We start from the raw sequence: 12,613 nt of genomic DNA, 5'->3' as shown, positions 1-12,613 counted from the left end.
GATTACTTTCCTGTGTCGGGCGCGGCGCAGAGGCGCTGCAGGTCGGTCAGGGCGGCGGTCTGGACGTCGGTGTTGCCCAGATCGCCCGTCATGCGGAGATAGCTGTCGACGACGGTGCCGTCGTCGAGGCGCCAGGCGAGGCGGATCAGGCCGCCCGGCTCGACGACGCGGTCGATCGTGACGGTGGCCCGCTCGGCGGCGACGAGCCGCGAGGAGGCGAGGAACACGGTCGGCGCGCCGTCCAGGCCGAGGGCGGCACCGCGATCCGTGATCGCGAGCTCGCCGCGGGCGCGGTAGACGAGCGGGCGGATCGCGACGCGTTCGAGCGACTCGTCGTGTCGGGTGGTCGCGACGTAGAGCGTCTCGTAACGGGCGGTGACCTCGGCGTGCTCGGGCACGCCGAGCGGGGCGGTGAGTCCGGAGTCGCGGCGGAGCCGCGCGCGCCAGGCCCACACGCCGCCGAGGATCAGCACCACGGCGACGGCGAGGACGACGGCGCCGGCGATCTGCTGGTTCAAGCGAGCTGTCCCCGGGTCTCGCGAAGCTCCGCCAGCGCGCCGTCGGCGAGGGTGACGTAGCCGCGATGCACCGTCCAGACGACGCGCCCCGGCAGCGGCCTGCCCAGGTACGGCGAGTTGACGCTCTGGCCGTGCAGGTCGGACTCGGTGAACACGCCTCGCGCGTCCGCGTCGTAGAGGGTGAACTCGGCCGGCTGACCGGCGGCGATCGGGGTGCCGTGGCCGGCGAGCGAGCCGATCCGCGCCGGGGCGGCGCTCATCACGCGGGCGACGTCGTCCCAGCCGAGCAGGCCGGTCTCCACCATCGACTGGTGCACGACGCGCAGCGCGCTCTCCAGACCCACCATGCCGTTCGCGGCGGCCTGCCACTCGCACGCCTTCGCCTCGCTGGGGTGCGGGGCGTGGTCAGTCGCGACGATGTCGATCGTGCCGTCCGCGAGGCCCTCGCGCACCGCGAGCACGTCCTCCTGGGTGCGCAGCGGCGGGTTGACCTTGTACCGGGCGTCGTAGCCGCGGGCCAGCTCGTCGGTGAGGAGCAGGTGGTGCGGGGTGACCTCGGCGGTGACCGCGACGCCGCGCTTCTTCGCCCAGCGGATCAGCTCGACGGAGCCGGCGGTGGACAGATGGCACACGTGCAGGCGGGATCCGACGTGCTCGGCGAGCAGGATGTCGCGCGCGATGATCGACTCCTCGGCGACCGCCGGCCAGCCCGCGAGGCCGAGCTCCGCGGACACGGATCCCTCGTTCAGCTGCGCGCCCTCGGTGAGGCGGGGATCCTGCGCATGCTGCGCGATCACGCCGCCGAACGCCTTCACGTACTCCAGGGCACGGCGCATGATGAGCGAGTCCCAGACGCAGAAGCCGTCGTCGCTGAACACGCGCACGTTGGCGCGGGAGGAGGCCATCGCGCCGAGCTCGGCGAGCCGCTCGCCCTTCTGCCCGACGGTGACCGCGCCGATCGGCTGCACGGTCGCGTAGCCGGCGGCCTCGCCGAGGGCGAGCTCCTGCTCGACCACTCCGGCGGAGTCGGCGACGGGCGAGGTGTTCGGCATCGCGAACACGGCGGTGAAGCCGCCGGCCGCGGCCGCGCGGGTGCCCGAGAGCACGGTCTCGCTGGCCTCGTACCCGGGCTCGCGGAGGTGCGTGTGCAGGTCGACGAGACCGGGCAGTGCGACCAGGCCGTTCGCGTCGATCACCTGCGCGCCCGCGTCGCTCAGACCGGTTCCGACCTCGGCGATCCGTCCGTCGCGGACGAGGATGTCCGCGGAGTCGGCGCCGAGGATCCGGGCGCCGCGGAAGATCATGCTCTGGGTCATCGGTCTCCTCGTTTCATGTCGTCATTGCCTGAGCCCGTCGCGGGGCGCTCCCCGGCGAGGAGCAGGTACAGCACGGCCATCCGGATGGACACGCCGTTCGCGACCTGCTCGAGGACGGTGGACCGGGCGGAGTCGGCGGCCTCGCTGGAGATCTCCAGCCCGCGGTTCATCGGGCCGGGGTGCATCACGATGCTCGTGGAAGGAAGGCCGGCGACGCGGACGGCGTCGAGGCCCCAGAGACGCGTGTACTCGCGCTCGTTCGGGAAGAACGCGGCGTGCATCCGCTCCATCTGGATGCGCAGCATCATCACGGCGTCCGGGCCCTCGGCCAGCGCCTCGTCGAGCGAGTACCGGACCGTGACGGGCCAGAGCGAGACGTTCTGCGGGATGAGCGTCGGCGGCGTGACCAGCGTCACCTCGGCGCCGAGCGTGGACAGCAGCCAGACGTTCGAGCGGGCCACCCGGGAGTGCAGCACGTCGCCGACGATGACGATCCGAAGTCCGGTCAGGTCGCGGCCGCGGCTGTCGGCGCCGTAGTGCCGCTTGCGGATGGTGTACGCGTCGAGCAGCGCCTGGGTCGGGTGCTCGTGCGTGCCGTCCCCGGCGTTCACGACGCCGGCCGAGATCCAGCCGCTCGTGGCGAGCGTCTGCGGAGCGCCCGAGGCGGAGTGCCGGACGACGACCGCGTCGGCGCCCATGGCCTGCAGGGTCTGCGCGGTGTCCTTCAGGCTCTCGCCCTTCGAGACGCTGGAGCCCTTCGCGGCGAAGTTGATGACGTCGGCCGAGAGGCGCTTGGCGGCGGCCTCGAAGGAGATCCGGGTGCGGGTGGAGTCCTCGAAGAAGAGGTTCACCACGGTCTTGCCGAGCAGGGTCGGCAGCTTCTTGACCTGTCGGGACTGGGTGTCCGCCATGTCCTCCGCGACGTCGAGGATCTGCAGCGCCGTGTCGTGGTCGAGCGTGCGGGTGTCGAGAAGGTGTCTCATGCCTCGATCGTCACCTCGTCCGCGCCGTCGAGCTCGCGCAGGCGCACATTGACGCGCTCCTGCCGGGAGGACGGGATGTTCTTGCCGACGAAGTCGGGGCGGATCGGGACCTCGCGGTGACCGCGGTCGACGAGAATCGCCAGCCGGATCACGGCCGGGCGGCCGATCGACTGGATCGCGTCGAGCGCGGCGCGGATGCTGCGGCCGGAGAAGAGCACGTCGTCGACGAGGACCACGGTCTTGCCGTCGATGCCGCCGTCGGGGATCTCCGTGCGCTTCGGCGTGCGGGTGGGGTGCTTCGCCAGGTCGTCGCGGAAGAGCGTGACGTCGAGCGAGCCCACCGGGATCTCGGCGTCGGCGATGTCGCCGATGATCGGACCGAGCCGATCGGCGAGGGTCACGCCGCGGGTGGGGATGCCCAGCAGAACCAGATCGTCTGCACCTCGGTTGGACTCGAGGATCTCGTGGGCGATGCGCGTGAGAGCGCGCGCGATATCGGCTTCCTGCAGCACGGTGCGTGCAGCCATCTGCCTCTCCCTTCTCCGCCTCTCTGGACGGTGTTAAAGGTTGGTGCGTCTGCGGGGATCATCCTACCGGCTCATGCGGACCTCCACGAAGCCGTGCCCCCCTCCCCGCCCAGGCGCCCGGAAGATCCTCTTGACACCTAGCGTGACTAGGCCTAGCGTCGCTAGGTATGAATGCAGAGTCACTCAAGGGACATCTCGAGCTGCTCGTGCTCGCGATCGTCTCGGCGGGCCCGGTGCACGGGTACGGCGTGATCGACGCGCTCCGCGAGCGCAGCGACGGCAGCTTCGATCTCGCGGAGGGCACGGTCTACCCCGTGCTGCACCGCCTCGAGCGTGCGGGGCTCCTCCAGCACGAGTGGTCCGAGGCCTCGGGGCGACGGCGCAAGCTGTACAGCCTCACCGCCGCAGGATCCGCGCGTCTGACCGAGCAGCGCCGCGGCTGGAGCGACTTCGTGAAGGCCGTCGAGTCGGTCATCGACCAGGGGAGGCAGCAATGGCAGCCGGCAATGGCCTGATCGAGGACTACCTCGTCGCCCTTCGGCAGGGGATGCGCGGCCGGGGCGACCTGCAGGACCTCGTCGACGAGGTGGCCGACCACCTCTACACCGCCGCCGAGCGCCTGGAGGCCCTCGGCACGGATCCTCGGGAGGCGCACGCGCGCGCCCTGGCCCGCTTCGGCGAGCCGCGTCTCGTCGCCTCCCTGCTCACCTCCACCCCTTCGAAAGGAACCGTCTTGTCGCTCTTCTTCGCCCGGCGTCTCCCCGTGGTCGCCGCTCTCGCCTCGCTCACGTGGGCCCTCGCCGCCGTCTCGTCCTTCTTCGGCCTGACCGAGCTGTCCGGGTCCTGGGATCCGCAGCGCTACCTGGTCTCCGCGGCCCTGATCGGGGCTGCCTGCCTGCTCACCGCCCTCGTCCTGGTCGGCGTGAACATCCGCGCGAAGGGGCGGGTGGACCCACCGGCGGTCGCCATCACCGGCCTCGCCCTGTTCGCGACGCTCGCAGCGCTTCTGCTCGCCTGGGTCGTGGCCCTCTGGATGCCGGTCCTGGCAGCGGCCGTCACCTGGACCTGCCTCCGGGCCCGCCGCTCGCACGCGGGCTCCCCCGCATTCACCGTCGCGCTCGCGATCCTCGCCCCGCTGCTCGGTCTCGCCTCGATCGCGGTGAGCGCCTATGGCATAGCGACGGGCAACGGCATGGAGGCCGCGATCTGGGGATCCGTGGCCGCCTTCGGCGCCCTCCTGGTCGCAGGCTTCTCGGACATCGCGTTCAGGGTCGTCCGGACGCTGCGCGCCGCGCCGCTCGTCGCCGGCTGACACGGGGCGCCGACGCGGGCGGCGGCCGTCCCCTTCACGGGAACGGCCGCCGCCTACTGCTCCGGGTCAGACGCCGAGGCGCAGCGCCGCGTCGGTGACCTCGTCGATCTTGGTCGCCCGGATCGGGTGACCGCTCGTGGACAGGCACCGACCGGTCTTCAGGTCCCACTTCCAGTCGTGCATGCTGCAGGTGAGCACGCCGTCCTCGTCGACCGAGCCGGTGCGGGTGAGGTCCGCGCGCAGGTGCGGGCAGCGGCGCTGAACGACCCACTCGCCGACCTCCGCGTCCTCGGTCTGATCGGTCTGCTCCTGGTACCAGTTCTCCACGTACTCGATCCGGTCGGCGGAGAGGCACTTCAGGAACGTGGTGAGGAACTCGTTGAACTTGCCGCTGCGGCCCACGCTGAACTGCATGGACAGGAAGATCGAGTTCGACCAGTCGATCTCGTGGTCGCGGATGTTCGTGGAGACGAGGTCGGCGGGGATCGTGTACCAGTAGATGCACTCCTCCCCCGCGTACTCGCGCACCTTCGCACGGGGGAAGTCGACGACCATGTCCAGGTCGCCGATCCGGAACCGCACGTTGCCGCCCACGCCGAGGCGGATCGTGCGCGACTTCTTCAGCAGCGGCTCCCACCACTCCTTGATCGCCTGCAGGATCTCGTCCGCGGGGAGGATCTCCGCACGGCGGGCCTCCTCGTCGCGGAGCTCCTGCTGCCGCGCGGCGCGCTGCTCCTCGAGGTAGTCCCACTTCTCGTCGAAGATGTGGTCGATCTCCGCCGGCGTGTACAGGGTCTGCTCGGTGGAGACGGCGCCGCCCTCGACCGTCACGACGGTGCCGGGGATGAACAGCTGCCCGTCGTACTGCGGGGCGAGCTCGTCCATGTGCGCGAGGAACTGCTTCTGGTCGGTGAAGATCGAGTCGCCGTCGCGGCCGATGCCGTTGTAGCGGAACAGCTCGTCGCGCAGGAACATGGGCGGGCCGGCCATCGGGAAGACGTGCGGGGCGTCGACCTTCTCGATGTAGTACATCGCGCGCTTGTTCTGCGCCTCGCGCTTGAGCTTGGCGAAGTTCTGCTTCGCGTCCTGCGGCAGGTCGTAGACCATCGGCCACCAGATCGCGCCGGAGACCTGCGTGAAGTACGCGTCGGGCTTGCCGAACTTGAGCAGCGCGTCGAGGTCGAGCGGGTGCGAGTCGTTCTGGTTCAGCACGGATCCGGTGCCGTCGTCGACGCTGAGCGAGGAGTCGCCGATCGGGCCGTCGCTCGGGGCGCGCAGCGGGGTGATCATGATCTTCAGCGCGCCGCGTTCGATGATCTCGCCGGCGGGCGCGTACGTGATGTTGGTGTAGCCGAGCGCGCGGACGTCCTGCTCGAGGTCGTCGGTCGGGTACTCGGGCAGGAGCACCTCGATGTCCTTGCGGATGTAGCGCTCGAGCAGGCGCGGGTCGAAGTGGTCGCGGTGCCGGTGCGAGATGTACAGGAAGTCCGCCTCGCGGCCGAGGCGCTCCCAGTCGAGACCGCGGTTGTCGGGGAACGGGAACCAGGATCCGAAGAACGACGGCCCGAGAACGGGGTCGCAGATGATGTTGCCGCCCGTGGTCTCGATGAACATCCCGGCGTGACCGAGTCCCGTGATCCGCATGCGTCTTCCCTCCGTGTGGACCCCGTGAGTCTACCGGGGGTGCCTGGACGGGCCGGGGAGGCGGCCCGTGCATAATGTCGGCCGCCGCAGTCTGTGGGACGCCCGCGTCCCGGCGCACAGGCGTTCAGGCGATGAGTTCGGTGCGGGATCTGCCGCCGAGGCGTGGGGTGCGGGTGGGGTCCACATGGGGTGGAGGAAGGAACCAGACCTTCGCGCGGGTGCTGGTGCTGTCGATGCGGATGTCCCAGGCGTTGTCGTGGATGAGGTGGTGGCATGTCTCGCAGAGCAGGACGCCGTTGGCGAGGTCGGTGGGGCCGGTGTCTCTGGCCCACCAGCGGATGTGGTGGGCCTTGGTCATCTGGGGCGGGAGCCCGCAGAACGCGCAGCCGCCGTCGCGTTCGGCGAGGGCGAGGCGCTGCGCCGGGGTGAACAGGCGGCGGGTGCGTCCCCAGTCCAGGATCTCGCCCTGCGCCCCGCACACCCAGGGGATCACGTTCCCGTCCGCGGCCATCCGCCGCACCGTCTCGATGCTGACCGGATACTCGGTCCCGTCGATGAGCCCGTACCCGGTGCCGTGTTCGAGGTCTTCCAGGTCGACGCGGACGACGACGGTCGCGCCGTTCAGCGGGCCGGTGCTCTCACAGGACAGGTCGTGCTCGGCGAGGTGCACGAGCGCGTCGGCCTGGATCTGCCCGAGCGGGCGCCGGTCCGCGTCCGCCGCGTCCGGATCGCGGCCCTCGCGTTTCGCGGCGAACTCGGTCGACACGAACCCGCAGATCGCGGCGCGCACGGGAGCCGCCGAGGCCGGGTCGAGCTGCGCGGTCAGATGCAGCATCCCGTCCCGCTCGAACATGCTCAGCGACCGGCGGGAGCGCAGTTCGTCCTCCCGCGGCGCCACCCCGTCGGGATCCAGGTGCGCTTCGGTGCGAGTGATCAGCTTGCGCACCTCGTCCAGGGACAGACCGACCGCCTTCTCCACCAGGAGCGTCTCCGCCTCGGCGGCCACCGAGCGCCCCACGCGAAGCAAGACCCGGTCCAGGAACGTCACGATCGCGTCGGCCGCTGCCGCCGCGATCCTCCCCCGGCACATCGCGTCCCGCACGACGGGGAACTTCGCCGGCAGCACCTCGCCGAGCAGATTCGTCCGCGGCGCGGTCGCCTCACCGAGCTTCACCAGCCGGGTCGCATCCCCCGTCGACGTGCCTGTCGTCGTCGCGATCAGCTGCGCCGACGAACGGAACCCCTGCTGCCTCGCGAGTGAGTCCGGTCCCAGCTCCCGCCGCGACTCACGCGCGAGACCCGCCGCCACTTCCGCGTGCACCGCGTCCGTGGTCCGGCGCAGCACACCGAGCGCGTCGTTCACCGCGATCAACTGAGCCCGGGAGAGGTCGCCCCCGCCCTGTGCGTCCGCCCACGAATCCTGCACAAGCGCGACCGCTTCGAGGAGAGGGGCGAGGCTGCTGGACATACTCCGATCCTACCAACCATCGAAGATTTGTTCTACTCTTTCCGCAAGAACTTTCCGACCGAATCGGCCCTTCGTGAGCGGACGCCACGTTTCGTCTCGCTCCTCGCTGCGCTCGGTGCTCGCTCAACGACCGGGCGAAGGGCTCGCTCAACGACCGGGTGCGGGACGGGACGGGGCCTTTCCTGTGGCGGCACTTCCCCGCCTCTCCATCTGTCAGCCGAGCAGCTCTCGGATGTCGTCGGCGGTGAGGGAACGGGCGAAGAGGTCCTCGTCGTCGAGCACCGCGGCGGCGAGTCGGGCCTTGCGCTGCTGCAGCGCGAGCACCTTGTCCTCGATCGTGCCCTCGGCGATCATCCGGTACACGAACACCCGGTCCGTCTGTCCGATCCGGTGAGCGCGGTCGGCGGCCTGGGCCTCCGCGGCCGGGTTCCACCACGGGTCCAGCAGGAACACGTAGTCGGCCTCGGTGAGAGTGAGACCGGTGCCGCCGGCCTTGAGGCTGAGCAGGAAGGCGTCCTGGTCGCCGTCGCGGAACTCCTGCACGACGCGGTCGCGGTCGCGGGTGGCGCCGTCGAGGTAGGAGACGCGCAGGCCGGCGCGTCGGAGGCGCTCCTCGGCCAGCTTCAGGAACGAGGTGAACTGGCTGAACACGAGCGCCCGGTGGCCCTCGGAACGCAGTTCGATGAGCCGTTCGACGAGCTCCTCGAGCTTGCGCGAGGCGATGCCGGCGTCGTCCGGGTCGATGAGCCCGGGCGCGAGGCTCAGCATGCGCAGCATCGTCAGCGAGCGGAACACGATGAACCGGTTGCGGTCCAGGTCCGGCAGCAGCCCGAGGATCTTCTGCCGCTCGCGCTGCAGGATCGTGTCGTAGCGGTACCGGTGCGCCGGGGCGAGTTCGATCCGCAGTACCTGCTCCTGCCGCTCGGGCAGCTCGGGCGCGACCAGCTCCTTCGTGCGGCGGATGAGGAACGGACGGATCCGCTTGCGCAGCAGCTCGATCCGTCCCTTCCGGTACGGGGCGCCCTCCGCGTTCTCCGGGACCTTGCCCTGCTCGATCGGCTGGATGAACTCGTCCCGGAACCGCCGCGCGGAGGCGAACAGGCCCGGCGCGGTGAGGTTCAGGATCGCCCAGAGCTCGGCCAGACCGTTCTCCAGCGGCGTGCCGGTCGCGGCATACACCGCCGTCGCGTCGAGGGCGGCGACCGCCTGGTGCTGCAGGGTCGCCGGGTTCTTCACCTGCTGCGCCTCGTCGAGCACGACCCCGGCCCAGGGCTGCCGGGCGAACTCGTCCGCATCCAGGCGCAGCAGTGTGTACGAGGTGACCACGACATCCGCGCCGTCGATGTGCGCGGCGAGGTCCACGCCGTGCGCGTCGCGCGTGCGGTCGACCATCGCCACCCGGAGTCCGGGTGCGAATCGTTCCGCCTCGCGCTGCCACACCGGCAGGACGGTCGTCGGGGCGACGACGAGCCACGGCGCACCTCCGCCGCTCCCCCGGGCGTGCGCGATGAGGGCGAGCAGCTGGAGGGTCTTGCCGAGGCCCATGTCGTCGGCGAGGATCCCGCCGAGCCGGTGCTGCCAGAGCCGGGCGAGCCGGGTGAACCCCTCGCGCTGGTACGGGCGCAGCTCGGCCGTGATCACCGCCGGGACCGGCACGGGATCGACGGCCGGATCGGCACGGAGCCCCTCGACCGCGGCCCGCCAGGTGCGCGCGGGGAGCGCCTCGTCGGCGAGATCCTCGAAGTCCTCCCACAGCGTCAGGTGGGTGCGCGCGATGCGCGGTCCCGTCTCCCACTCCGCGAGCTCGGCGGCCTCGTCGAGGAGCTCCTTGAGCCGGTCGAACGCCGGGTGGCGCAGCGAGAACCAGGTGTTGTCGACGAGCTTGAGCTTGCCCTGCCGGAGGGCGAGGGCCCGGAACAGCGGCTCGAACGGGATACTGCGGCCGTCGATCCGCACGATCACGCCGAGGTCGAACCAGTCCGGATCCGTGCTCTCCACCGTGGTGATCGTGATCGCCGGATCTCCCGTGAACTCCTGGTAGGTGCGCGGCGTCCCTCTCGTCTCCACGACGATGCCGTGCTCTTCGAGCGTCGGGACCAGGTGCGAGACGAACTCGGCGGCGTCCGCGTCACGGAGTGCGCCGGTCAGCGCGAACGGCAGGCCGGTCACGGTGGTCCAGGCGTCGAGGACCGCCTGACGCTGTTCCGACTCGCGCACGGCGTCGCGGATCCCGGATTCGCCGGCCCGGTCGTCGAGCGGGAAGCGGGCGTAGCCCGGGTAGTCCCAGAGCAGCCGGTAGCCGACGACGTCCGCCGGGCGGAAGTCGACCTCGAGCAGCGGCACCGGGCGCGGCGGATCCGGCACCCGCACGCCCGCGGCGGCCTGGATCTCCGCGCCGCGCAGCAGCAACGGGTAGCCCTCGCGGAAGAAGGCGTCGCGGTCGACCGGCGCCACGGGCAGGCCCCCGGGAGCGCCGAGCAGAGCCCCGACCGCGTCGCTGATCGGAACGGCCCCGAGCATGAGGTCGATCCGCGTGCCGACCACGGCGTGCGCGTACAGCCCGCCCGTGCCGACGGCCTGCACGGACGAGGCCGCGAACGACTCCCCCGCCGCCGACGCGGACGCCGACAGCACGAGCCCGCCGTCCCCGCTCGCGGCGATCGCGACCGAGACCCGGATCTCGTCGGACCACTGCAGGCGCGTGTTGCGCTCGGTCGCGACGAACGCGATCCCGAGTGCTGCGGCGCTCTGCAGATGCGGCCACAGCAGCGGCGAGGCGACCGGATCCAGCAGCAGCCAGTCCCCCGCGGTGCCGCTCAGCAGAGAGTCGCGGGAGATGCTCAGCAGATCCGCGAACCAGCGCGAATGCGCCGGATCGAACCGCTTCCCCGCGCGGCGCACGGCGTCCCAGCCGGCGTCGCCCTGGATCCAGGCGCTGGCGGCGTCGTTGCGCATGAGCGGGCGTACGGCGAGGAAGAGCTCCCCCGGATCCTTGACGAGGTCCCGGGCCGTCGCCGTCCGCAGCGGGCGGTTCGCCCAGTGCCGACTGTCGACCCGGTCGCGGCGACGCAGTTCGACGCCCAGCGCGAGCGGTGCCCCGCCGGACGACGCGGCCGGCAGCAGCCGGCGCCAGTCGTCGGAGTCAGCGGGGGTCATGATGATCCATCCTGGTCCGCCCCGCCGCCAGCGGGGGGGCGACCCCGTGCCGGAACGACGTTCGCGGGTCGCGACACGCCGCTTCTCGAGCCTCGAGAGGGCGTGTCGCGACCAGCGAACAGGATGAGGAGGACGCGGATCAGGCCGACCGGGCCACCCGGGCCAGCACACCGTGCACGAACGCGCCGGAGTCGTCCGTGGAGAACTCCTTGGCGAGCTCGACGGCCTCGTCGATCGCGACGGCGGTGGGCACCTCGTCGTTGTGCAGGATCTCCCACACGCCGATGCGCAGCAGCGCCCGGTCCACGGCCGGCATCCGGTCGAGCTTCCAATCCCGGCTGTGCGTGGTGATCTGCTCGTCGATCTCGTCGCGGTGATCGATGATCCCGTCGACGATCTCGCGGGCGTACAGCCAGGATCCCTCGCGGGAGGGCTCGGCGACGGCGCGCTTGGCCTCCGCCGCGAGCGTCACGGCGAGCTCGTCGCCGCGCACGTCCGAGGAGAACAGGATGTCGAGGGCGCGTTTGCGCGCCTTGGTCCGGGCGCCCACGCGTCAGTCGTTGATGCGGCCGAGGTAGCCGCCCGTGCGGGTGTCGACCTTGACCTTGGTGCCGGTCTCGAGGAACAGCGGAACCTGGATCTCGAAGCCGGTCTCCAGCGTGGCGGGCTTGGTGCCGGCCGAGGAGCGGTCACCCTGCAGGCCCGGCTCGGTGTAGGTGACCTCGAGCACGACCGAGGCCGGGAGCTCGATGTAGAGCGGGTTGCCGTTGTTCAGCGCGATCTGGACCTGCTGGTTCTCCAGCATGAAGTTCTTCGCGTCGCCCACGGTCGCGGCGCCGACGGTGATCTGGTCGTAGTCCGCGACGTCCATGAAGACGAAGCCGTCGCCGTCCGTGTACAGGTAGGTGAAGTCGCGGCGGTCGACGTTCTCGATGTCGATCTTGGCGCCGGCGTTGTAGGTGCGGTCGACGACCTTGCCGCTGACGACGTTCTTCAGCTTCGTGCGGACGAACGCGCCGCCCTTGCCGGGCTTGACGTGCTGGAACTCGATGACGCTCCAGAGCTGTCCGTCGATCGAGAGGACGACGCCGTTCTTGATGTCTGCAGTCGATGCCATGGGTCTGAGAAGTCCGTTCCTGAGAGTCTCGGCCGATCGGCCGATACACGATTCTACGGGATGCCGGCTGATCGGCCGGTGCGCGCGCGCTGCGCGGCTGCGGAGCTCAGCCGTCCGCCTGTCCCGCGATCAGCAGGATGAGCCGGCGCACGGCGGTCGCGTAGCCCTGCACCCCTTCGCCCACGACGTGCACGGCGGCGATGTCGGTGAGGTACGAGAAATGCCGGAACTCCTCGCGCGCGTACACGTCGGAGATGTGGATCTCGGCGAACGGCAGCGCGACGCCGGTGAGCGCGTCCCGCAGCGCCACCGAGGTGTGCGTGTACGCACCGGCGTTGATGACGATGCCGGCGCAGTCCTCCCGGGCCGCGTGGATCGCGTCCAGCAGGACGCCCTCGTGGTTGCTCTGCACGGCGCGGATCTCGAATCCGTATGCGGCGGCCGCCTCGGTCGCGATGCGCTCCACGTCCGCGAGCGTGGCGGATCCGTAGATCCCCGGCTCGCGGAGCCCGAGCAGGTTGAGGTTGGGTCCGTTGACGAGCAGCAGGCGGCGGGGTGTGGTCACGCCCTCA

The 12,613-nt window shown here is 70.9% G+C and carries 11 protein-coding genes and 1 pseudogene; 2 read left to right on the top strand and 10 right to left on the bottom strand.

The features are described from left to right. Window positions 1-2 precede the first annotated feature (2 nt). The 4 genes and pseudogenes from RBR11_RS02535 to pyrR form a co-directional block, all read right to left on the bottom strand. A complete protein-coding gene (locus RBR11_RS02535) occupies window positions 3-518 on the bottom strand; it encodes a PH-like domain-containing protein (protein ID WP_308487713.1) in 516 nt (171 codons plus the stop codon). After that, window positions 515-1,834: a dihydroorotase gene (locus tag RBR11_RS02530; protein ID WP_308487712.1), complete on the bottom strand. Its 1,320-nt coding sequence runs from the start codon at window positions 1,832-1,834 to the stop codon at window positions 515-517. Before RBR11_RS02530 ends, RBR11_RS02535 begins: the two co-directional genes overlap by 4 nt. After that, a complete protein-coding gene (locus RBR11_RS02525; protein WP_308487711.1) occupies window positions 1,831-2,817 on the bottom strand; it encodes an aspartate carbamoyltransferase catalytic subunit in 987 nt (328 codons plus the stop codon). The genes RBR11_RS02530 and RBR11_RS02525 overlap by 4 nt, the downstream gene beginning before the upstream one ends. Then, window positions 2,814-3,347 (bottom strand): annotated as a pseudogene (pyrR, locus tag RBR11_RS02520) (bifunctional pyr operon transcriptional regulator/uracil phosphoribosyltransferase PyrR); the annotation flags it as partial. The gene RBR11_RS02525 and the pseudogene pyrR, both read right to left, overlap by 4 nt. 164 nt (window positions 3,348-3,511) lie before the next feature. Between pyrR and RBR11_RS02515 the strand changes: the two are divergent. Beyond that, entirely contained in the window at window positions 3,512-3,859 is a 348-nt protein-coding gene (locus tag RBR11_RS02515) for a PadR family transcriptional regulator (protein ID WP_308487709.1), read from the top strand. Next, window positions 3,838-4,656, top strand: a complete 819-nt coding sequence (locus tag RBR11_RS02510) for a permease prefix domain 1-containing protein (RefSeq protein ID WP_308487708.1) — start codon at window positions 3,838-3,840, stop codon at window positions 4,654-4,656. Before RBR11_RS02515 ends, RBR11_RS02510 begins: the two co-directional genes overlap by 22 nt. A gap of 66 nt (window positions 4,657-4,722) precedes the next feature. Here the strand turns inward: RBR11_RS02510 and RBR11_RS02505 are convergent, their stop codons facing one another. The 6 genes from RBR11_RS02505 to aroQ all read right to left on the bottom strand — a co-directional run bounded on the left by RBR11_RS02505 (window position 4,723) and on the right by aroQ (window position 12,606). Continuing rightward, complete coding sequence (locus RBR11_RS02505; RefSeq protein ID WP_308487706.1) at window positions 4,723-6,300, bottom strand: Rieske 2Fe-2S domain-containing protein; 1,578 nt, start codon at window positions 6,298-6,300, stop codon at window positions 4,723-4,725. A gap of 124 nt (window positions 6,301-6,424) precedes the next feature. Next, window positions 6,425-7,768 (bottom strand): HNH endonuclease, encoded by a 1,344-nt coding sequence (locus RBR11_RS02500; protein ID WP_308487705.1) that lies wholly within the window; start codon window positions 7,766-7,768, stop codon window positions 6,425-6,427. 213 nt (window positions 7,769-7,981) lie between these two features. Beyond that, a complete protein-coding gene (locus RBR11_RS02495) occupies window positions 7,982-10,924 on the bottom strand; it encodes a DEAD/DEAH box helicase (protein ID WP_308487704.1) in 2,943 nt (980 codons plus the stop codon). A gap of 139 nt (window positions 10,925-11,063) precedes the next feature. Beyond that, window positions 11,064-11,474 (bottom strand): transcription antitermination factor NusB, encoded by a 411-nt coding sequence (nusB, locus tag RBR11_RS02490; protein WP_308487703.1) that lies wholly within the window; start codon window positions 11,472-11,474, stop codon window positions 11,064-11,066. Between the two features lie 3 nt (window positions 11,475-11,477). Continuing rightward, window positions 11,478-12,041, bottom strand: coding sequence for an elongation factor P (gene efp / locus RBR11_RS02485; protein ID WP_308487702.1), 564 nt, complete (start codon window positions 12,039-12,041; stop codon window positions 11,478-11,480). Window positions 12,042-12,147: 106 nt separating this feature from the next. Next, window positions 12,148-12,606: a type II 3-dehydroquinate dehydratase gene (gene aroQ / locus RBR11_RS02480; protein WP_308487701.1), complete on the bottom strand. Its 459-nt coding sequence runs from the start codon at window positions 12,604-12,606 to the stop codon at window positions 12,148-12,150. Window positions 12,607-12,613 lie beyond the last annotated feature (7 nt).

The sequence above is a fragment of the Microbacterium capsulatum genome, assembly GCF_030865425.1.
Lineage (GTDB): Bacteria > Actinomycetota > Actinomycetes > Actinomycetales > Microbacteriaceae > Microbacterium > Microbacterium capsulatum.
The sequence above is the reverse complement of the archived record's forward strand: the minus strand, read 5'-3'. Positions and strand labels throughout refer to the sequence as shown.